The following is a 21,986-nucleotide window of genomic DNA, read 5'->3' as shown; positions in this document are numbered from 1 at the left end:
ATTAATTTTATTAGAGATTATGTTTTCACTATTAAGGCGTTTGTTGGTCTAATGTTATAGTAAGTGGTTGAGACTATAAATTTTAAAGCTCGCCCCTATTGGGGCGAGCTTGCATTATTAACTATAGAGAGAGATTGAGTGAAGCCCCTCCGTATTATCGCTTCTTCTACCATTATTCTCCTGATTTTGATTGGTGTGTTGTTTGGCCACTATTTCCACCGCTATCACGACAGCCAAGCTGAAAATATCGAGCGAGCGATTACAGAAGCCCAAGGTCAGCTCGATTACATTGAGCGTGAGTACTATCTGCTAAATGAACGTTTGGTCTCTTCATCGCGTCTTCTTGCCGAAAATCAAAGTATGTACGATTACATCTTGCAGCCGAGTGAAGAGATGAAGAAGGTTCTCGAGCAAGTCTGGGCATCGGTTGCCGCAGGGCAAAAGTGGTATCGCTCGATTCGAGCGATCGATTTAGCAGGGCAGGAGGTCATCAAAGTGACCTATGATCGAGAGAATGATCAGGCTAGCGCGTCGACAAGTTATCGAAATCTCTCAGATAAAGACTTTTTTGGTTATGTACAGTCTTTACACGATAATCAATTTGGTACGTGGCAAATAGAATTTGAAGACCCTCCTTTGGGAATGGTGGACTCTCCGGTTAGACCCGTAATGAAAATCATGACTCCAGTCTCTACTCTAGGTAAACGAGTGGGTTACTTAGTAATTGATTTTGATGTGAGTTTTTTGTCTGACATGGTGACATACTCTCCCGACCCTACACTTGCCGCCGATCTCATCTCATATACCGGTTATTATGTTGCGGGACAAAAAGAGCATATGTTGTTCGGAGAGGTATTGCCCGGTCGCAGTCACTTTAACTTTGCTACCATGAACCCGACGGTTTGGCAAAAGATGACAGACAGTCCGAGAGGCTATTACTTCGAAGATGGTACGCTATCGGTATTCACCTTTATCGGAATTTTGCCTGAGCGCGCACTGTATGCTGTGATTCAGATGCCGCCGGATGAATTGGAAGGGCGTGCAGAGCAAGGGCTCGGTGACTTAGTTCAAGAAGCCATATTTGTATTAATGCTGCTGCTCATCATTCTGCTCCCGATCGCCTTTACATTAGCGTATTACTACAAGCGAGATATGGATGGCAAACTCGCTCGTGCTGCTTTGAATGGTATGTCTGCCGTGCTCATTACTGATAAGAATAATAAAGCGATTTTAGTGAACAAAGAGTTTAGTATCTTGACAGGTTATGAGAGCAGTGTTGTTACAGATAAAGACATGCTCGTTAGACTCTTGGGCAAGGATAGCCATGCGATTATCGAAGCGATTAATAGTGAAGTAAAGACTAAGAAGTTTTGGGAAGGGGAGCTATTACTCTATAAGTATAATGGCGATTCAGTATCTGTGATTACTCGTATCCAGCCTGATTACTCCCCTTTGGGAGATCTTAAGTACAATATTATCTCCTTTGTAGATATCAGTGAACGTAAACAGCTTGAAGAGCGTCTAAGAGCATTGAGCGAGCTTGATGACTTAACGGGTCTATGGAACCGTCGTAAGTTTGAGCAGGAACTGGGGCGTGCGGCTTCAATCGCGGAGCGATACAAAGATAAACAACCCTCATGTTTGGCGTTAATCGACATTGATCACTTCAAACGAGTGAATGATGACAAAGGTCATGACGAAGGTGACAGAACTATTCGTGTTGTGGGAAAAATTCTCACCGATAGTCTTCGCACAACGGATTTCGTTGCACGGATTGGCGGAGAGGAGTTCGCTCTGCTAATGCCTCATACAACCTTAGATGAAGCTCAACACGTATTAGAGCGCATTTTAGTGGCCGTCGCAGATAGTCAGGACATTGATGTGACGATCAGTGCGGGTTATACCGATATGACAGGCGACAAAGATCGTTCATACAAGTGGGCCGACATCGCTTTGTATCAATCAAAAGAGAACGGCAGAAATCGAGTTTCACGCTGTTTGAGCGCTCAAGATTACCTCTAATAGCGGCGGCGGTTAGTAAGCGATTTAATTCTCTATTTCATAGACATAAAAAAAGAGAGCCGAGGCTCTCTTTTTCTTTGCTTGTTGTTCGACGAATTATAGTACGTGAACAGAAGCCGTGTTAGTTGTGCCTGAAGCAACTAGTGCGCCAGATACCATAACAACGATGTCGCCTTTCTTACCAAAACCAGACTCAAGAGCGTACTCTTTACCGTTTTTGTAGAACTCATCAGTGCTGTCGATAGAATCAACTAGAACTGGACGAACACCTTTAGTAAGAACTAGCTGTGCAGCAGTCTTAGCGTTAGTTGTTAGAGCAACGATGCTTGCAGATGGGAAGTACTTACGTACTGAGCGTGCAGACTTACCGCCTTCTGTAGCAACGATGATTAGTGGAGCAGCTAGTTTCTCAGCTGTGTCTACTGCACCTTTACATACTGCTTCAGTGATACGTAGGCGTGGGCTGTCTAGACGAGAGCCTAGTTCAGCTTTAAGTGCGCCGTCTGTACGGTTAGCAATTTGAGCCATGATAGCTACTGACTCAACTGGGTATTTACCTTTCGCAGTTTCACCAGAAAGCATTACAGCATCAGTACCGTCCATGATTGCGTTCGCAACGTCACCCGCTTCTGCACGAGTTGGACGTGGGTTGTTGATCATAGAATCAAGCATTTGAGTTGCAGTGATAACCGTCTTACGTGCACGGTTACACTTCTCGATCATCATCTTCTGAGCGAAGATTACTTCTTCAGCTGGGATTTCAACACCTAGGTCGCCACGAGCAACCATGATGCCGTCAGAAAGCTCAAGAATCTCGTCAAAGTTGTCAACGCCTTCTTGGTTTTCGATTTTAGAGATGATGTGGATGCTTTCGCCGCCGTTCGCGTCTAGAAGCTCACGGATTTCTTTAACGTCTGCTGCTTTACGGATGAAAGATGCTGCAACGAAGTCAACGCCTTGCTCACAACCGAACTTAAGGTCAGCTTTGTCTTTCTCAGAAAGTGCTGGAAGCTGTACAGATACGCCAGGAAGGTTAACACCTTTGTTTTCGCCTAGAGCACCGTTGTTAAGAACTTTACACTTAACTTCAGTTTCAGTGGTCGCGATAACTTCCATTTCGATTAGGCCGTCATCAACAAGGATAGTGTTACCAGCTGATAGGTCTTTAGCGAAACCAGCGTAAGTAACTGCTACAACGTCTTTGTTACCAACTACAGATGCGTCTGTAGTGAAAGTAAATTCTTGACCAGCTACTAGATCAACGTCGTTGCCGTCTTCTAGTTTGATAGTACGGATTTCTGGACCTTTAGTGTCTAGAAGGATAGCTAGTTGCTTACCAACGTTAGTCATAACTTCACGGTAGTTTGCGATACGTGCAGCGTGCTCTTCGAAGTTACCGTGAGAGAAGTTAAGACGCATAACGTTCATGCCTGCGTTTACTAGTTCAGTTAGCTTCTCTACAGATTCAGTTTTAGGGCCAATCGTACATACGATTTTGGTCTTTTTCATGGAAAATACTCTCCGGTAAGTATTGTTACAATTTGAAAGTTAAACAGTCAGCCTGAAGTGTAGGTGATAACACGGGGAAATGTGCTCATTTCCTCTTCAATATCATCTCTGATACCTACAATTTTTAATTGAAAGTCTTTCATCTACTTTAGTCATTTTATGACTGTTTCATTTCGAATAAATGAAAGATTCTTTCTATTTATCCCTTAATAATGTCGATAAAAGGCATAAATTGAGACAAATTCTGTAATAAATTTTCTTTTGGTGCGCGAATTCTAACACTGAAAGCGACAAATTTCACGATCATAACTTGTCTTAGGACAAGGTTTTGGCCTGATTTTTTTATTTTTTACTTCGAAATAAATAGACGGTTAAGTTTCGTTTGGTCTATACTCACTTTCGATTTGAAACTTAGTGCTAGAGATAAGATGTCGAAACGAAACACACAGATGCGTAGACACGCGATTTCCAACCTTGTGAATGAGAAGGGCGAAGTGAGCGTTGAAGAGTTATCCGCACTGTTTGAAACGTCAGAGGTCACGATTCGTAAGGATCTTGCTTCACTAGAAAAAAACGGTCAGTTGTTACGTCGTTATGGTGGCGCGATTGCTTTGCCGAAAGAAGTGGTGACCGAAGAATTGACGAAAAATGTTTCGACTCGAAAGGTAGCGCTGGCTCAAGCCGCTGCGGGTTTGATTCGTGATCACAATCGCATTTTGATTGATAGCGGGAGCACAACAGGTGCTTTAATTGAGCAGTTATCAACAAAACGTGGCCTAGTTGTGATGACTAACTCATTGATGGTCGCTAATGCCCTGAATGAATTGGAAAATGAACCTACACTTCTAATGACAGGTGGAACTTGGGATCCTCACTCAGAGTCTTTTCAAGGCCAGGTTGCGGAATCAGTATTACGCTCTTACGACTTTGATCAGCTTTTCATTGGTGCCGATGGCATCGACCTCGAACGCGGAACAACCACGTTCAATGAGTTGGTCGGTTTGAGTCAAGTTATGGCCGATGTTGCGCGTGAAGTGATTGTCATGATTGAGTCTGAGAAAATCGGCCGAAAAATCCCAAATTTAGAGCTTGCGTGGCAAGAGATTGATGTCTTGATTACCGATCAAGATATTAGCCCAGAGCAACGCGAAGCTATCGAAAACAAAGGCGTAAAGGTTGTTTGCGCCCACTAATTTTAATTTAACTCATTCGTGAGCCTTTTTGCTTGCTGCCTGTGAATGAGAAATCCTATTATTTTGGAGTAACGTTATGTGTGGAATAGTTGGAGCAGTCGCTCAACGTGATGTCGCTGAGATTCTTGTAGAAGGTTTACGTCGTCTTGAATACCGTGGCTACGATTCAGCGGGTGTTGCTGTCGTTGATAGTGAAAGCAACCTGACTCGTGTTCGTCGTCTGGGTAAAGTACAAGAGTTAGCTGACGCGGTTGATGAAGCGAAAGTTGTGGGTGGTACAGGTATCGCACACACTCGCTGGGCAACGCACGGCGAGCCTTCTGAGATCAACGCTCACCCACACATGTCTGGTGATATCGCGGTCGTACACAACGGTATCATCGAAAACCACGAAGAGCTGCGTGAAATGCTGCAAGGCCGTGGTTACGTTTTCGAATCTCAAACCGATACAGAAGTGATTGCTCACCTTGTTGAGTGGGAACTGCGCACTTCAGAAACTTTGCTTGAAGCACTGCAGAAAACCGCAACGCAACTTGAGGGTGCATACGGCACCGTAGCGGTTGATCGCAAAGACCCATCACGTATCGTGGTTGCGCGCTCTGGTAGCCCAATCGTTATCGGTTTTGGTGTGGGTGAGAACTTCCTAGCCTCTGACCAACTTGCTCTGTTGAGTGTGACTCGCCGCTTTATGTACCTAGAAGAGGGTGACGTAGCTGAAATCACTCGCCGTGAAGTCAAAGTCTTTGACGCACAAGGCAATGCAGTAGAGCGCGAAATCGTAGAATCAAATGCAGAACACGATGCAGGTGATAAAGGTAAATACCGTCACTTCATGCAAAAAGAGATCTTCGAGCAGCCAACAGCATTGATCAATACAATGGAAGGCCGTATCTCTGACACTAATGTGATTACGAATGCAATTGGTGTAAACGCAGAAGAGATCCTAAGCAAAGTGGATCATGTTCAAATCATCGCATGTGGTACGTCTTACAACTCAGGCATGGCAGCTCGCTACTGGTTTGAATCTATCGCTGGCGTTAGCTGTGATGTCGAGATTGCATCGGAGTTCCGCTACCGTGATTTCGTTGTACGTCCAAACAGCCTGCTGGTGACGCTTTCTCAATCAGGTGAAACAGCTGATACGCTGGCCGCACTTCGTCTTGCAAAAGAGAAAGGCTACATGGCAGCAATGACGATCTGTAACGTTGCTGGTTCTTCACTGGTTCGTGAATCTGACTTTGCCTTCATGACTCGTGCCGGTACAGAAATCGGCGTAGCGTCAACCAAAGCATTCACTACTCAGCTAGCCGCAATGCTAATGATGGTGGTTTCTATCGGCCGCCTACAAGGTCGTGTTGATGAAGCCCGCGAAGCTGAGATTGTGAAATCACTGCACAAGTTGCCATCTGCGATTGAGCAAGCTCTGGCATTTGATAAAGAGATTGAAGCGCTAGCACCTGATTTTGCAGACAAGCACCACACGCTATTCTTGGGGCGTGGCGAGTACTACCCAATCGCGATGGAAGCGTCTCTAAAACTCAAAGAGATCTCATACATCCACGCTGAAGCTTACGCAGCAGGTGAGCTAAAACACGGCCCACTTGCACTTATCGATGCAGATATGCCAGTGGTTGTGATTGCACCAAGCAACGATCTTCTAGAGAAGTTGAAGTCGAACGTTGAAGAAGTGCGTGCTCGTGGTGGCCTACTGTACGTATTCGCTGATGTGGATGCTGGTTTTGAAGGTGATGAGAACATGAAGATCATCAAGATGCCACACGTGGATGAAATCACTGCACCGATCTTCTACACAGTTCCAATGCAGCTTCTGTCGTACCACGTTGCATTGATTAAGGGTACAGACGTTGACCAGCCTCGTAACCTTGCAAAAGCAGTAACTGTTGAATAATCAATTGTTTATGGTTGATCTTTAAGTTCAGTCATCAGATGTAAGAGTATTTAGCCTCCCATGTGCCAAAAGCGATGGGAGGCTTTTTTATATCTGAAATTGATGGGGTTGTGTTATGGAAGTAGAGAGATGACTTCATCCAACGATCTAAGGATGGTTGTACGCTCAACAAGTTCAGGGCTTGGTGGCAATAGGTCTGGAATCATCACAGCTTGACAGCCCGCGGCAAGTGCTGAGCGTATGCCATTATTTGAATCTTCCAGCACCATACACTCTTTATCTTTATACCCTAGGCGTTGGTAGGCCATCTGATAGCAGTCTGGGTGTGGCTTACCCCTTTCTACATCTTCTGCTGTGATGACTAAATCAAACTTAGGCAGGTATGAGGTGGCTGCAAAGTTATGCTTCACTTCTGGGAGGTGGGAGGAAGTCACAATCGCCGTAGCCAGTCCTTTCTCCTTGATTGCTGTGAATAGTGGAGCAAACCCTGGCTTCATTGCGATTCCGTTTGCACGTAACTTGGAGAAGTGTTTATCACGCACTTGGCGAAATCGTTCTAGGTCAAAGTGGTTGGGGAAGTGCTCGACGAGCATTCTTTCACATTCCGGGTCTTGAACGCCGATGAAGTGTTGATAAAAATCATCGCTAATACTTAACTCTTGCTCGCGTGCTGCATATTGCCAACTCTTTTTGTACACGGACTCTGTGTCAAAAATGAGCCCATCCATGTCAAATAAAACCGCTTGAATCATACTCGCTCCGATACTGATGTGATCGTATCCCATTTAATCATATCAATGCGCTCAATACTCTAGAATACAGAGTGTAATTTAATTACATATCAATATGTTTCCGTACTAGTTGCTTAGTATTTGAGCTCTGTAGTGTATATTTCACGCTATGAAATAAAATCGATAGTAATGTTGATCTCAAATACGTGATCCTAATCACTAACTATTTAGGGGGTGCATTTGCACTAAATGTGATCTATATCTTATATAAGTGATAATCATTATCATTTAGTGAGTGATGTAATTTACTGACAGGGTGTTTATGTGATCAGGGTCACGCATAATTTATTTGTATGGATATTCAAAGGTGATCTACATCCCGTTTTGGTTGGCTTTGGTGTGTTTTTGAAATGTTGTGATACATTTTTAGCAACTTTTGAAGAAACACACTTTGGCATTTAGCCACCTAATAATAAAACCGAGGTCCCCTATGTTATCACCAGAAGCAAAGATCAAAGTGCAGAACTTTGGTCGTTTTCTCTCCAACATGGTAATGCCCAATATCGGCGCATTTATCGCTTGGGGTTTTATCACCGCGCTATTCATCCCTACGGGTTGGTTGCCAAATGAAACCCTAGCTGCACTTGTTGGTCCAATGATCACTTACTTGCTGCCGCTATTGATCGGTTACACCGGTGGTAAAATGGTCGGTGGTGATCGTGGTGCCGTTGTTGGTGCGATTACGACAATGGGTGTGATTGTCGGTACTGATATCCCGATGTTCATGGGGGCGATGATTGTTGGTCCTCTTGGTGGTCTAGCAATCAAGAAGTTTGACGAATCGGTGCACGGTAAAGTGAAGAGCGGTTTTGAGATGTTGGTGAACAACTTCTCTGCCGGTATCATTGGTATGATCTGCGCCATTATCGCTTTCTTCCTGATCGGTCCTGCGGTTAAAGTGCTATCAAATGGCCTTGCTGCTGGTGTTAATGCGATGGTCGAGGCGGGCTTGCTTCCTTTGGCATCAATCTTCGTTGAGCCCGCGAAAATTCTATTCCTCAACAATGCGATTAACCACGGTATTTTCTCTCCACTCGGTATCCAACAGTCTGAAGAGATTGGTAAATCTATCTTCTTCTTGATTGAGGCAAACCCTGGCCCAGGTCTTGGTCTTCTGCTTGCTTATATGGTGTTTGGCAAAGGCAGTGCAAAACAGTCAGCGGCAGGTGCCTCAATTATCCACTTCTTGGGTGGTATTCACGAAATTTACTTCCCTTATGTTCTGATGAACCCCCGTCTAATCCTAGCGGTTATTGCTGGTGGTATGGCAGGTGTATTCACCAACGTTCTATTTAGCTCGGGCCTTATCTCTCCAGCGTCGCCTGGTTCTATCTTTGCGATTCTATTGATGACACCTAAAGGTGCGTACATTGGCGTTATCTTGTCCGTTGTGGCAGCAACGGTCACCTCATTCTTAGTTGCTTCGGTTCTACTTAAAACAACATCGCAAACGGATGATGAAGACTCACTAGAGAAAGCCTCTGCGCAAATGAAAGACATGAAGGCCTCTTCTAAAGGTGCAGTATCGGGCGCAGATGTGAACCTAGCAGAAGTGAAAGCGGTCTATGTTGCGTGTGATGCAGGTATGGGTTCAAGTGCAATGGGTGCAGGTCTACTGCGTAAGAAAGTAGAAGCCGCAGGTCTAGATATCTTTGTCACTAACCATGCGATCAACAACCTACCGGCAGACTCGCAGGTAGTGATTACACACAAAGATCTCACAGACCGTGCTCGCAGTACTGTGCCGGGTGCTATGCACATCTCGCTAAGTAACTTTTTAGACGGCTCTGTCTACGACAAGTTGGTTGCGGAGCTCGCTGAGGCACAAAGTGGTGCAGCAAGTTCGCCAGTTCAACAGGCTGTAGAGGTAACAGTTCAAGAGGAAGACAGCAAACTTTCTCTAACCAAAGAGAGTGTTTTCCTTGGTCTAGAGGCAAAGAACAAAGAAGAGGCGATCAAGTTTGCTGGTGAGCAACTGGTTAAACTTGGCAACGTTTCTCCGGAATATGTTGATGGCATGTTCGCTCGTGAAGAGTTGGTATCCACTTACCTTGGCGAATCAATCGCGGTACCGCACGGGACGATTGAAGCTAAGCAGTACGTGCAGAAAACCGGCATCGTCTTCTGTCAGTACCCAGAGGGTATCCAATGGGGTGAAGAGGAAGATGATATCGCCAAGATGGTTATCGGCATTGCAGCCCAAGGTGACGAGCACAACATGGTATTGATGGCGATTACAAATTCACTTGATGATGAAGAAGCAGTTGAGCGCTTACAGAACACGACTAACCCAGAAGATGTTCTACAAATTCTCAACAGTTAATAGGCTTCGAGTCTAGCTCCTGAGTGAATGAGGTCAGTTTCCCCCTGCTGGCCTCCTTTTTCGAATCAGTCTTTATAGGTTACTGCTTTGTGAGATGTCGAGCAGTCAGCTATATAGATTCAACATATAAAGGTTAATAATTATGAAAGCGTTACATTTTGGTGCAGGTAATATCGGTCGTGGCTTTATTGGCAAACTGTTATCGGATGCTGGCATTAAGGTTACATTCGCTGACGTTAATGAAACTGTCGTCTCTGAACTACAAAAGCGCAATGAGTATCAAGTGAAAGTGGTTGGTGAGCAGTGTGTGGTTGAAACCGTAAGTAATGTGACAGCGGTAAACTCGGCAACGGACGCAGTCGTCGATTGCATTGCGGAATCAGACATTGTTACAACGGCAGTCGGTCCGACCGTTCTAAAAATTATTTCTAAGTCAGTTGCACAAGGCATCGAGAAACGTGCAGCGGCAAACAATTCGGCACCAATGAACATCATTGCCGCTGAGAATATGGTACGTGGTACTAGCCAGCTAAAAGAAGCGGTATATGAGCATTTGTCAGAGGAAATGAAGGCATTTGCTGAGGCAAATATAGGGTTTGTTGATTCGGCGGTCGATCGCATTGTACCTCCAGCAGAAGCGGGTGAAACAGATCCTCTAGCGGTCACGGTTGAGACGTTCAGTGAGTGGATTGTCGATCAGACTCAGTTTAAAGGTGAGATTCCAAACATTCCCGGTATGGAGTGCACTGACAACCTAATGGCATTCGTAGAGCGTAAGCTGTTTACGTTGAATACAGGTCACTTAATCACCGCTTATCTTGGTGTACTCGCGGGTCATGAAACGATTAAAGAGTCGATTGAAGATGACGCCATTCGTGCAGAAGTGACAGCAGCGATGGAAGAGAGTGGTGCAGTACTGATTAAGCGCTATGGTTTCGACCCTGAAGCGCATGCGGCGTACATCCAGAAGATTTTGGGGCGTTTTGCGAACCCATTCCTTCGTGATGAAGTTGACCGCGTTGGTCGTCAGCCAATTCGTAAACTGAGTCCGCAAGACCGTTTGATCAAACCACTGAACGGCACGCTGGAATACGGTTTGCCAAATGCTCATCTCATCAAAGGTATCGCCGCCGCATTCCATTATAAAAATGAGGATGACCCACAGGCGGTTGAACTGCAGTCAATGTTTGCAGAAAAGGGATTTGCCGCAACTCTTGCGCACTATTCAGGGCTGAATAGTAACGATGAAGTTGTTACACTAGCCGAGCAAGCCTACCTTGCACTGAAGTGATCTTAGAAAAAGTGCCACATCAGTGGCACTTTCCCATTTTGGGAAGAAAACAAAATTATAGTAAATAACCTTATTTTCTGCGATGTAACAATGTCAATACACAGTAGCCATGAAACCGAATTGCTAGAAGCACTTGCCGAGTCAACAGATGCGGGAGAGTGTTTGCTATGTGCCTATGATGCACTTGAAGATATGGTGGATGCGCTATTACAAAATATTTTCCAAAAAGATGACTACTCGGTGAAGTTTGTGGTCGACCCGTTGTTAACTTCTGATGGTCCTCTGGGTGATATTATGATTCGTGCCAAGTTGCTGCTCGGCCTTGGCGTACTAGATAAAGAGACCTATGACGATATAGAGATCTTCGTCACCTTGAAAGCGTGGGTGAAAGTGCAAGAGGGTGTGGTCGATTTCTGTGATGAGAACATTTTGTTTGAGCTTAATCGAGTGCAAGCAATCAAACAGACCATGCCGATTATCTACTCGCCAGAACAAGTGGAAGGTTTGTCGGATGAACTCAAAGAGATGTTCCTTATTCGTCATTTTCAAAAAGTACGTTCAACCATTGTCTTGGCGGTCACCAGCTTAATCCAGAGCTTGGGTAAAGAGAACGCACTGACATCATAGAGTTAACTACTAGACATAAAAAACCGCTTCACGAGAAGCGGTTTTTTATTATCCGTTGAGCAATGAAGCTTATAGACCTTTGATATTCTCGGCTTCTAGCTCAGAGAAGTACTTCACCGTCTTCACTTTTAGCTCTTGTTGCGCAGCTTCGTCAGCAACAATGATTGCCTTAGGGTGCATTTGCAGCGCTGTCACTGTCCACATGTGGTTGATTGAACCTTCAATCGCCATTTGTAGGGCCTGAGCCTTGTTGTGACCTAAAGAGAGGATCATGACTTCTTGTGCATCAAGCAGAGTCGCTACACCAATCGTTAGTGCGAATTTAGGCACTTGGTTGATGTCGTTGTCAAAGAAGCGAGAGTTCGCAATGCGAGTATCTTCAGTCAGCGTCTTGATACGTGTGCGAGACTGCAAAGAAGAGCCAGGCTCATTGAAAGCGATGTGACCATCAATACCCACACCACCCATGAAGAGGTTGATCTTGCCGTAAGATTTGATCTTCTCTTCGTAAGCCGCACAGTGCGCATCGATGTCATCAGCCAACCCGTCAAGTAGGTTGATGTTCTCTTCTTGAATATCAACATGGTTGAAGAAGTTGTTGTACATAAATGAACGGTATGACTCTGGGTGATTTGGGTCAATACCTACATACTCGTCCATGTTGAAAGTCACAACATGTTTAAAGCTAACGTAGCCAGCGTTGTATAGTGAAATCAGTTCTTTATATGTGCTCAGAGGCGTGCCACCTGTAGGCAGACCGAGTACGAACGGTTTATCTGCAGTTGGGTTGAACTTATTGATTTTATCTGCAATGTGGCGTGCCGCCCATTTGCCCACTTGTTCTGCATTTTGAAGAGGAATCAGTCTCATCGGTCAATTTCCTATCTGAAGTAGTCTTGCATCTATTAGTTAATTTGCATTGTAAAATAAGAATCAAAAACTCGCTAGTGTTTTAGATCAAAATTTGAGTGATTTATGATCTCCAGCTAAGGGTATGCTTAAAAATCAGTGCTTTTTTCTGAGTTATTTTTTAGAAAAGATAAAGTGCTGATAGGGAAAACCAGCCATTGAGAGAATGGCTGGTTTAATACAGGGTAGTCTAAGCGTGCATGGATAGGTAGGCTTTGGCAGATTCGCTATCCATATAGCGAGCAAGAGTTTTATGGTCCACTTTGGTGAGGTCCACCACAATTAAACCATCTAAGGCATCATTGAAGTCAGGGTCGACATTAAAGCTCACCAGTTTTCCATTTAAGCCCAAATATTGGCGCAATAATACGGGTACACCTTTGCCAGAGTCGATACGAGCAATCACACGTGATAGAAGTTGCAGGTCGACGAGGGAAGTCAATAGTTCGGCCTTCCAGTCGTGGCTTTGTTTAGTGAATGGGTTCAGTGGCTTTACGAGACAGGCACACTCTTTATCGTAATGATGCATTGAAAGTGCTTCGGTGAGAAGCTGCTTTGCCGTGTCGTTGTACTCGTCGCTGATGGAGACAGGACCAAACAGGTGTGTGTATTGTGGGTTACGCGCCACAAAGGTCGCGATGCCTTTCCAGAGAAGCAGAAGGGCACTCATGCTCTTTTGGTACTCTTTCGCGATCACTGAGCGTCCCATCTCAATCGAATGATTCTGTCCGATGCGCTCAATGAAATTCTGTTGGTAATCAAACAGTGTACGAGAATACAGTCCCTTGAGCCCTCGGGTCGCCATGATCTTGTCGACGAGACCCAGTCGATAGGCTCCGACCAGTGATTGGTTATCATTGTCCCAGACAAAAAGATGCAAATAGTCTTGATCAAAGCGATCAATGTCGATCGCTTTTCCAGTGCCTTCACCCACTGCACGGAAATTCATTTCTCGCATGCGACCAATTTCGTGCATTAAGTGTGGAATTTCCTCATAGGTTGCGCAGTACACACTGTATTGCCCGCTACTGAGCAGCAAAGCTTGCTCGCGCAGTGCTTTTAGCTCCTCAAGCACCAAATGTTGTGGCTTTGCTGGCGCAATGGGCTCTAACTTGCTGATTTGTTGATGTTGGACTTTTCTGTGCTGGGCTTGATGACGCAGTAAGTAGGTATTGAGGCGCAGATAGTGTACGGCTTGTTTATCATCAAGACTAAGCAGTTCTTTTGCTTTAATCGGTTGGCCGACAGCGAGTTTAATTGGGTGCTGTTTTTTGTTGAGTAACTCTCTTCCTAGCATCAGTGTGCGCAGCATAGGGTGGATCTTTCCTGCCGCATAAAAAGGTTTGGAGTTGTGCCCATGGATAAAGAATGGAACCGTTGTGGCTTTATTGCGCTTGACTAAGGAGGCGACAGAGCGGTGCCAGTCCTTGTCTTCGACCAACGAAAGATCACGCTGGGTTGGGTGAGAAACTTCTCCTGCGGGAAAGATCAGAAGCAGTCCTTGCTCTGCTAGATGCTGGTTGGCGATGCGCAGCGCAGAGGCGTTAGCGCGTTTGGTTTGATCTTGCTCTAGTACATCCACTCCAATAAACAACGAGCTGAGCTCAGGGACCAGTTTGAGGTATTGATTGGCAAGAATTTTTACGTCAGGGCGAACCATCAAAAGTAGCTCCGCCAATATGACGCCTTCAATGCCACCTAAAGGATGGTTGGCGATAACAACGGTTGCCCCTGACTTTGGTACCGAGTTTAGCTGACCGCTTTCGATCTGGTAGCTGATCCCCAGTGACTCCAAAGCAAATCGAAGAAACTCTTGCGTGGAGCAGTTTACTGGGCGCTGTGCGTAAAGCTGGTCGAGCTTGCTCAAGCCCGTCGCCCATTCAGCAACATTCTCACCAATACCAAACGGGGTTTTTCTTGGTAAGCGAAAGGGGCTATTTCTCATTGTGTATATCCATTCAACGGTGCTTTTTTCTCCAAATTAGAGAAGTAAGATGACAATTGAGTGGAAAAAAATTGAACAAAAAATGACTTAATAAAAATGTGATGTCGAAATGAAAAGACACAAATTAGGCGACTAAAAGATATTGAGTGAACAAGTGTACGCTGATATTCTAGCGTACACTTGTTCACTCAATGGTGTTTAGGGAAATGACGCAGCACAATCACGTGGTGGAAGAGAAGCCACCTCTTATTTGGCTTAATGTCGCTATTTTTAGTTTAACGGCGTTGGTCGCAATTATTGGTGTGCCAGTTTATGGCTGGTTTCATGGCTATGGTTGGGAACATCTGATCTGGTTCTTGGTTACTTACAGCTTCTGTAATCTCTCTATTACTGCAGGCTACCACCGTTTGTGGTCACACAAAGCGTATCAAGCTCATGCTTGGGTAAGAGTCATCTTTGCCATTGGTGGGGCATTTGCGCTGCAAAATAGCGCCCTTCACTGGTCCTCTGATCATCGCCCACACCACAAGTTTGTCGATAACAATGAGAAAGATCCTTACAGTGCAAAACGCGGTTTTTGGTACTCCCATATTGGTTGGATGCTAAGAAACTACAATCAAGACCGCTACAGTGATTACAGCAACTGCCGTGATCTGCAGAAAGATAAGGTTGTGATGTGGCAGCACAAATATTATGTGCCGTTAGCGATTGTGACGAACGTGGGTATTCCACTGCTGTTAGGGGTAATCTATGGCGATATTGTTGGCATGCTGTTGGTTGTTGGCGTACTGCGTTTAGTACTGAGTCATCACTCAACATTCTTTATTAACTCCCTCGCACACATCTGGGGCTCACAGCCTTACACCACCAAAAATACGGCGAGAGATAACGGCATATTGGCCATCTTTACCTTTGGTGAGGGTTACCACAACTTCCACCACATTTTTGAAGGGGACTACCGCAATGGCGTTCGTTGGTGGCAGTATGACCCAACTAAATGGTTGATTAAGTTAATGTCTATTTGTGGTCTTGCGAGTCACTTAAGAGTCACGCCGAATTTTCGTATAGAGAAGGCAAGGGCGTTAGCTAAGCTCAACCAAGCCAAGGACAAACTGCAAGAGCGTCCAAATTGTCAGTACATCGTCTCAAGGCTTCAAGCAGAGTATGATCAACTGGTCACGAATATGGGTGACTACTATGAGATGAAAAAGCAGCTGTTAGAGAACAAAAAGCAGAAGCTTACCAAGAAGTATGAGTTGTCAGTGGCCAAGTTAGAATGTCAGCAGATGAAGCGTCGACTGCAAGAGCAAAAGATGCGTTGGAATGAGCTTGTTGCTCAATATGCATAACCAATGACGTAGATTCGCTAATACAGCGATGACTCGTATTTAGGCTCGATGTGTCACCACATCGAGCCTTTTTTGCAGATAGAGCTAAGTAAAAGTAACAAATAAGACAGAGTTAACTGAATGTAGCTTTGGTGGGGTTTTGTTGCTTTTTTGTTGGTTAATCAGTTTTTTAGCAAGTAATATAAAACTGAGTGCAACTGAGGATAATGAGAATATAAATGATCGATAGGCTTAGAAAGGAATCTAAATACTCTATTCGAGTCACTGTCGGAGTCATCTTTGTGTTAGCCACAGTGATTACCGCCTCCGCCGCAGTTTCCTTGCAGTACTACTTCAGCTCTAAGTTTGCGTCTGAGCGAGCGATTGGCGAGTTTTCGATTGCCGCGAAAGGCTTTAGTCACTACGTTAATGATTTCGACGCTAGGATGACAAACGCTACCCGGTTAATGCGCGACCTCGTTGCAGACTCTGGGAGAGAAGACAGAGACTGGTTGAGACTCTTCTCTGGACTAGCGGATGCCAATAATGAAGTCTACAGCGTCTACTACGCGACTCAAGATGAACGCTTCTACCAAGTGATCAACTTAAACTCGTCTGCGACAGTTAGAGAGCGAATAGGAGCCTCGCCCGATGATCGTTGGGCAGTGATCTCGGTGATTGGTGATGATGAGGAACGCATCAAAGAGATAACCTTCTACGATCAAAACTACTCGGTCACAGGAACACGAACCGAAGAGAGCAACTATTACCCCACACAACGACCTTGGTATCGCTCTTCGAACGCTCAAGTTGTTAATAAAACCAAGCCTTACCTGTTTCAACATTTGAAAGTGACCGGGCAAACTTTTTCAATGGCCGATTCAGCCAGTGATTTGGTCGTCGGGGTTGATGTTTTGCTGTCATCCCTCTCACAACGTTTGATGGAACAGCTCGATAGCTACAGTGCTCAAGCCTATGTGTTTAATGCTGATGGCGAAATTCTCGCTAGCAATGAATCTAAAATCGATGGTCAGGCTATTCCACACAGCCCACCATTAGCACTCACTCCAGAGCAGCAAAACCTCATCAGCCAAGCGGGCTCACTCAAGGTGTCTAACCAGGCATCTTGGGCACCGATTGATTACGCTTTATCCGGTCAGCCTCGTGGTTATGCGATCGACCTACTAAATCTGATTGCCACTTCAACCGGGATACCGTTCGAATACATCAATGGCTTTACATGGAATGAGTTGTTAGAGCAGTTTCAATCGGGTGGCATTGATATGCTGCACTCGTTGCAAAAGCATGAAAGCGCTTATGTAGACGGTGCCTATAGCCAGCCTCTCTATAATTTGGACTTTGGCGTGCTAATACCAGGAAAGCAAGCCGAATTACCAAGCCTGAAAACACTATCCGGTCAGCGTATTGCAATTCTTAGCGGCTGGTCGATTATCCCTAAACTGAAACAAGATTTACCTGACGTTGAGCTGGTGGAAGTGCCGGATATTGTCGATGCCTTGCGCCTGTTGCAAGACGGTAAAGTGGCGGCTGTTATTGATAGTGCCCCGATTCTTCAGCAGGCCGCAGACCAATATTTCCTTGATGACACGAGAGTGGTGACGGAACTGCCGCTATTGAAGCAATCCTACTCTACGGGGTTTCACTTGGTATTGAATGAACAGCACAGTGAATTGATTGAGATAATCGATCTCGCCATCAACAATATTACCCATCAGCAGTGGCAGGTGCTGGATGATAAATGGTTAAAGCCGCTAGAAGCGGGCGCGGTGGATACCGAGCGACTCGTTCCATACCCTAAGTTTTACCAATTGCTCAAAGAGAAAAATCAACAAGGGGTATTGGTTGAGCAAGAGGTGAATGATGAGACGCTTCTGTTCTATTTACAGCCAGTGATGATCCAAAACGTTGATGAGTATTTTGCGATTGTGGTGCCCAAGTCAGAAGTGCTTGCTTTAGTGAACCAACGTACCAAGGCGACGATTTGGTTTACATCCGCGGTATTGTGTTTGCTTCTGCCCCTTATTTGGCGCATGGCAAAGCCTATTGTAAATCCAATCAATGCACTCAAAACCGAAACGGAAAAAATAGAGCAGCGCCAATATGGTCAAGTACAAAAGGTCGACACTCAGATTAAAGAGCTGTGGGAGCTCTCCAAATCGATTTGTGAGATGTCCAGTGAGTTGCAAAAACATGAAAAGCAACAAGAAGAGTTTATTGAGTCCTTTATTCGCCTAATCGCGCAAGCGATCGATGACAAGTCCGCGTATACAGCGGGGCATTGTAACCGTGTTCCAGAGATCGCCATGATGCTCGCAAAAGCCGCTGAGCGCAGTGACAGTGAAGCGCTAAAAGATTTCAAATTTAAAGATGAAAAAGAAGAGCGAGAGTTCCGTATTGCTGCTTGGCTTCATGACTGTGGCAAGATCACTCAACCGGAACACATCGTTGATAAGGGAACCAAACTCGAGACCAACTACAACCGTATTCATGAAGTTCGCATGCGATTTGAAGTGCTGTGGCGTGATGCCGAGATTAAGAGCTTACAAACACAGCTTGCAGAGCCGGAAAACGCAGAGCAAGCCAAGGCAGAGCGAGAGAAAAGGCAGCGTGAGCTGCAAGATGATTTTACCTTTGTGGCTGGAGTGAACATTGGTGGTGAGTTTATTGATGACCATAAACTGCAACGCATCAAAGAGATAGCCAATCAAACTTGGCTCCGTCATTTCGACAACCGCTTAGGCTTGTCCCAAGTGGAAGAGATGCGCTTTATTGAGGAGAAACCGTCACTACCCGTTGCTGAATCATTATTATCCGATCGCCCTGAACACTTGATTCAACGCGAGCGTGACACGGATTTTGATCCTCGTTTTGGAATTAATGTTCAAACGCCTGAGTATCTATATAACCTAGGCGAGGTCTACAACCTCTCTGTCGCACGCGGCACATTAACTGCGGAAGATAGATACAAGATCAATGAACACATGATCAGCGGCATCAAGATGTTAGGAAGTCTACCTTTCCCCGATGAGCTGAAAATGGTACCACGCTACGCAACGACTCACCATGAGACCCTCAAAGGCACCGGATACCCAAGAAAGCTCTCAGCAGACGAGCTAACAACCCAAGACCGTATCATCGCTATCGCTGATATATTTGAGGCCCTCACCGCTGCTGACAGGCCTTACAAGAAGGGTAAACCGTTAAGTGTTGCCATCGATATCATGCACAAAATGGCGTTAGACAGACACATCGATATGGAACTGTTTAAACTGTTCTTAACCAGCAAAACCTATTTGGCTTACGCTGAAAAATTCTTAGCAGAGGGGCAGTTAGATGAGGTAGATGTTGAGAAATACGTGAGTTAGAAAAAGCCAGAAAAGCAAAAGGCCTGAGAAGTGAATTCACTCTCAGGCCTTTCTTGTTCTTATCGAACTGAATTTGGTGGCCCCTCGCAGACTTGAACTGCGGACCAATCGATTATGAGTTCATTTTATATTGGTTCAATATGAATCGCCATGTACAGTGGTGTTAACCTAATCTACTGTTTTTAATGGTTTTACACTCATATTTTTGTTGTTGTGTGAATGTGGCTGTTCACCGCTGTACAATTTTTCTGCTATAAATATGCTATAAATAACTTTTACTGATTTTTGGGCAACGGATGGCTATCAAAAAAAAGATTACAAGTGCGACTCTCAAGGCATTAACACCAGAAGAAAGACGGCTCAATGACACAGAAGTTTCAGGCTTTCATGCCATCAAATTTGAGTCTGGTAAGGTAGTTTATTACGTTTACTTTAGGCTGAACGGTAAGCAGGTAAATTATAAGATTGGATTGGCGACAGACCTTACCCCCGCACAAGCTCGCGATATTGCAAAGCAAAAGTTAGGTGAAGTTGCTTCAGGTAAAAATGTCCAAGAAGAGAAGAAAAAGGCTAGAGAAGATACAAAGAGAAGGAAGTTTCTAAACTTCGAAGTCTTTTTAGACAAAAAGTACAGCGCTTACTTGATAGCAAGAAACCCTAAAACCGCATCGAAGACAATCAATCACCTCAAAAGTCGTTTTAAACACCTCTTATCGAAAGATCTAGACCAAATTACTGCTTGGGATGTAGAGAAATGGAGAAATGAGAGGGTTAAGCTAGGTCGTGCACCTTCAACTATCAATTACACAGTTAATACCCTAAAAGGAGCTTTGTCGCGCGCAGTTGAATGGGGGCTTATCGAGAGCCACACCCTGTCGAAAGTGAAAACCATAAAACATGACAACACGAGAGTTCGTTATCTAACTCAAGAAGAACAATCTAGACTACTCGCGAGCATTTATACTCGAGATCAGTTAATTCGTGAAAAGCGCCGTTCTGCAAACCAACATCGTGAAGTACGAGGAGAGGAACCTTATCCTTCATTAGATAATGTTAGATTTGTGGATTACGTGGAGCCAATTATCTTAACTGCAATGAATACGGGGTTGAGAAGAGGCGAATTGATGGCTTTGAAGTGGACAGATATTTCGTTTGATAACCGATATCTGACAGTTCGTGCAACGATAGCAAAATCGAAGAAATCGAGAGTTGTTCCCCTTAATGATACAGCTTATCAGGTGCTTTTTTCGTGGAGAAAGATGCATCCAAAAAATGAGTACGTTTTTGTATCAGGCCAAGATAAGCCGCTTACAGACATAAAGAAACCTTGGCTTAAGCTTGTTGAAAAAGCTGGCTTGGTTAATTTTAATTTTCACGATTTGCGCCATCACTTTGCAAGTCAGTTAGTTATGGCTGGTGTTGACTTGAATACAGTTCGAGAACTTCTTGGGCACTCCGATTTGAAGATGACTCTTAGATATGCTCACTTGGCTCCTGAGCACAAAGCGGCAGCGGTTAATCTAATAGGCTAGTGTTTAGACCTAATAGGCTTCATTAAGCTGGCTAGAAGAGTCGGCTGAAGCTTGTTTTTTTGTGGCTTTAAGCCATAGAAGCCATTCAGTTCACCCTCTACTGAAATACGGTGATTCCTTTCTCAAACCACAGTTATCAAAGTTTGAAGCCGAACTATGTCACTAGATATTGATGTAGTAGCATATCCATATCAAAAAGGAGTTACTGGTATGAATATGGACATTAGTCAAAGAAAGTTTATCAGGCTTGAGGAAGTCTCTGAAAAAACTACTCTGACAGTCGGAGATGTGAAGGATGCGATAGAGTGTGGTCAACTGACTTTGAACGCCTTCGTAGATTTACAAAAACTCGGTGCTATATCTACAGATGGAGCTACTGTATCTGTAGAAGCTGTATTTGATTACAGAGGAATGGTGAAACTACCAAAAAAAGTCTCAATGGATCAGCAGTTTACAGGGAGGAACCTAACCCTGAACTCATGTTACATATTAGAAGTTGGAAATGTGTCTAATTGGCAGTCAGTAAATAGTGTTTTTGGAAACCTTGAGCCTTTAAAGCTCGGCTTCAGCCTTGATAAATCAGCCATACCAAGCAAACCGTTTGGCGCATATACCCGCTTACAATCCCGCCCTACTGCCGAGAATGTTGCCGGGAAGTTCTTTAATTCTCTGGCAGACAATTTTACTGATTTTATCTCCGAGGAAGCCAAACAGAAGTGTCGTTCAGACTTTCCCGTTGATAATACTCATGTACTGACTAATGAAGCTGTTCAAGTTGAAGTAGAGCGACTAAGGCTAGATTTAGACGAGATAGAGGCAGTGTTCAAGGGCTCAGTATCAAGCAAAAAACAGGACAGGAGATCGCTGAAAACCTTACCCCAAGTGATTACCCATCCAATTGAACAGATCGTCTATCGAGTGTTGTCTGTTGATAATAACGCCAAGCCCAAACAGATATGGGAGCAGATAAGGAAAGATGTCGATAACGTTGGACGAAACCGAAAGTTTGATATTGATAATCTCATAGACTCTATGGATGCAGACAATCTCACTTGGTTTGGTAAGGGCGTGAACTCAGTCAATGAAATGGGGTATGACGCTTTTAGAAAAACTATTGTTTATCGCGCTCGTAAGTTTCTAGGTCAGCAAACTTAAATCATGCCCTTAGCTTGGTAATGTATTTCTTTTTATATAGAAAAAAGCCCCGACATAGTGAGAGAG

Annotated in this window: 14 protein-coding genes; 10 read left to right on the top strand and 4 right to left on the bottom strand. The window is 44.6% G+C overall.

The features are described from left to right. Positions 1-138 precede the first annotated feature (138 nt). On the top strand, positions 139-2,022 hold the full coding sequence (locus GT360_RS12525) for a sensor domain-containing diguanylate cyclase (protein WP_164649195.1): 1,884 nt from the start codon (positions 139-141) through the stop codon (positions 2,020-2,022). A gap of 96 nt (positions 2,023-2,118) precedes the next feature. Here GT360_RS12525 and pykF read toward each other — a convergent pair whose 3' ends face one another. Beyond that, positions 2,119-3,531 carry a pyruvate kinase PykF gene (pykF, locus tag GT360_RS12520; protein WP_164649194.1) on the bottom strand — a complete coding sequence of 471 codons (1,413 nt, stop codon included), beginning with the start codon at positions 3,529-3,531 and terminating at the stop codon, positions 2,119-2,121. 428 nt (positions 3,532-3,959) lie between these two features. Here pykF and GT360_RS12515 point away from each other — a divergent pair, with 428 nt between their 5' ends. Both GT360_RS12515 and glmS read left to right on the top strand, forming a co-directional pair. Next, entirely contained in the window at positions 3,960-4,724 is a 765-nt protein-coding gene (locus tag GT360_RS12515) for a DeoR/GlpR family DNA-binding transcription regulator (RefSeq protein ID WP_164649193.1), read from the top strand. A 76-nt stretch (positions 4,725-4,800) separates the two neighbouring features. After that, positions 4,801-6,633 carry a glutamine--fructose-6-phosphate transaminase (isomerizing) gene (gene glmS / locus GT360_RS12510; protein WP_164649192.1) on the top strand — a complete coding sequence of 611 codons (1,833 nt, stop codon included), beginning with the start codon at positions 4,801-4,803 and terminating at the stop codon, positions 6,631-6,633. Between the two features lie 113 nt (positions 6,634-6,746). On the opposite strand, the gene GT360_RS12505 is transcribed toward glmS, so the two are convergent. Next, positions 6,747-7,385, bottom strand: coding sequence for an HAD family hydrolase (locus GT360_RS12505; protein WP_164649191.1), 639 nt, complete (start codon positions 7,383-7,385; stop codon positions 6,747-6,749). Positions 7,386-7,854: 469 nt separating this feature from the next. On the opposite strand from GT360_RS12505, the gene GT360_RS12500 reads away from it, so the two are divergent. The 3 genes from GT360_RS12500 to GT360_RS12490 all read left to right on the top strand — a co-directional run bounded on the left by GT360_RS12500 (position 7,855) and on the right by GT360_RS12490 (position 11,665). Beyond that, on the top strand, positions 7,855-9,747 hold the full coding sequence (locus tag GT360_RS12500; RefSeq protein ID WP_164649190.1) for a PTS mannitol transporter subunit IICBA: 1,893 nt from the start codon (positions 7,855-7,857) through the stop codon (positions 9,745-9,747). Positions 9,748-9,889: 142 nt separating this feature from the next. Continuing rightward, positions 9,890-11,038: a mannitol-1-phosphate 5-dehydrogenase gene (locus tag GT360_RS12495; RefSeq protein ID WP_164649189.1), complete on the top strand. Its 1,149-nt coding sequence runs from the start codon at positions 9,890-9,892 to the stop codon at positions 11,036-11,038. Positions 11,039-11,128: 90 nt separating this feature from the next. Continuing rightward, positions 11,129-11,665: an MltR family transcriptional regulator gene (locus tag GT360_RS12490; protein ID WP_164649188.1), complete on the top strand. Its 537-nt coding sequence runs from the start codon at positions 11,129-11,131 to the stop codon at positions 11,663-11,665. A gap of 69 nt (positions 11,666-11,734) precedes the next feature. Here GT360_RS12490 and nagB read toward each other — a convergent pair whose 3' ends face one another. Continuing rightward, a complete protein-coding gene (nagB, locus tag GT360_RS12485) occupies positions 11,735-12,535 on the bottom strand; it encodes a glucosamine-6-phosphate deaminase (protein ID WP_164649187.1) in 801 nt (266 codons plus the stop codon). Between the two features lie 229 nt (positions 12,536-12,764). Then, entirely contained in the window at positions 12,765-14,519 is a 1,755-nt protein-coding gene (locus tag GT360_RS12480) for a lysophospholipid acyltransferase family protein (protein ID WP_164649186.1), read from the bottom strand. A gap of 206 nt (positions 14,520-14,725) precedes the next feature. On the opposite strand from GT360_RS12480, the gene GT360_RS12475 reads away from it, so the two are divergent. The 4 genes from GT360_RS12475 to GT360_RS12460 all read left to right on the top strand — a co-directional run bounded on the left by GT360_RS12475 (position 14,726) and on the right by GT360_RS12460 (position 21,920). Beyond that, positions 14,726-15,868 (top strand): fatty acid desaturase, encoded by a 1,143-nt coding sequence (locus tag GT360_RS12475; RefSeq protein ID WP_164649185.1) that lies wholly within the window; start codon positions 14,726-14,728, stop codon positions 15,866-15,868. A gap of 218 nt (positions 15,869-16,086) precedes the next feature. Then, positions 16,087-19,233, top strand: a complete 3,147-nt coding sequence (locus GT360_RS12470; RefSeq protein WP_164649184.1) for an HD domain-containing phosphohydrolase — start codon at positions 16,087-16,089, stop codon at positions 19,231-19,233. Between the two features lie 296 nt (positions 19,234-19,529). Continuing rightward, positions 19,530-20,765 carry a site-specific integrase gene (locus GT360_RS12465; RefSeq protein WP_164649183.1) on the top strand — a complete coding sequence of 412 codons (1,236 nt, stop codon included), beginning with the start codon at positions 19,530-19,532 and terminating at the stop codon, positions 20,763-20,765. 156 nt (positions 20,766-20,921) lie between these two features. Next, entirely contained in the window at positions 20,922-21,920 is a 999-nt protein-coding gene (locus GT360_RS12460) for a hypothetical protein (RefSeq protein WP_164649182.1), read from the top strand. The last annotated feature ends 66 nt before the right edge of the window (positions 21,921-21,986 follow it).

It is taken from the genome of Vibrio astriarenae (genome assembly GCF_010587385.1).
Taxonomy (GTDB): Bacteria; Pseudomonadota; Gammaproteobacteria; order Enterobacterales; family Vibrionaceae; genus Vibrio; species Vibrio astriarenae.
This window is presented reverse-complemented; position numbering and strand designations above follow the sequence as displayed.

What these genes read in the sequence shown, in the direction of transcription:
- GT360_RS12460 (WP_164649182.1), top strand. Translation starts at nt 20,922, where the DNA reads ATGTCACTAGATATTGATGTAGTAGCATATCCATATCAAAAAGGAGTT.
- nagB (WP_164649187.1), bottom strand. Translation starts at nt 12,535, where the DNA reads ATGAGACTGATTCCTCTTCAAAATGCAGAACAAGTGGGCAAATGGGCG.
- GT360_RS12515 (WP_164649193.1), top strand. Translation starts at nt 3,960, where the DNA reads ATGTCGAAACGAAACACACAGATGCGTAGACACGCGATTTCCAACCTT.
- GT360_RS12465 (WP_164649183.1), top strand. Translation starts at nt 19,530, where the DNA reads ATGGCTATCAAAAAAAAGATTACAAGTGCGACTCTCAAGGCATTAACA.
- glmS (WP_164649192.1), top strand. Translation starts at nt 4,801, where the DNA reads ATGTGTGGAATAGTTGGAGCAGTCGCTCAACGTGATGTCGCTGAGATT.
- GT360_RS12490 (WP_164649188.1), top strand. Translation starts at nt 11,129, where the DNA reads ATGTCAATACACAGTAGCCATGAAACCGAATTGCTAGAAGCACTTGCC.
- GT360_RS12495 (WP_164649189.1), top strand. Translation starts at nt 9,890, where the DNA reads ATGAAAGCGTTACATTTTGGTGCAGGTAATATCGGTCGTGGCTTTATT.
- GT360_RS12500 (WP_164649190.1), top strand. Translation starts at nt 7,855, where the DNA reads ATGTTATCACCAGAAGCAAAGATCAAAGTGCAGAACTTTGGTCGTTTT.
- GT360_RS12475 (WP_164649185.1), top strand. Translation starts at nt 14,726, where the DNA reads ATGACGCAGCACAATCACGTGGTGGAAGAGAAGCCACCTCTTATTTGG.
- pykF (WP_164649194.1), bottom strand. Translation starts at nt 3,531, where the DNA reads ATGAAAAAGACCAAAATCGTATGTACGATTGGCCCTAAAACTGAATCT.
- GT360_RS12480 (WP_164649186.1), bottom strand. Translation starts at nt 14,519, where the DNA reads ATGAGAAATAGCCCCTTTCGCTTACCAAGAAAAACCCCGTTTGGTATT.
- GT360_RS12505 (WP_164649191.1), bottom strand. Translation starts at nt 7,385, where the DNA reads ATGATTCAAGCGGTTTTATTTGACATGGATGGGCTCATTTTTGACACA.
- GT360_RS12470 (WP_164649184.1), top strand. Translation starts at nt 16,087, where the DNA reads ATGATCGATAGGCTTAGAAAGGAATCTAAATACTCTATTCGAGTCACT.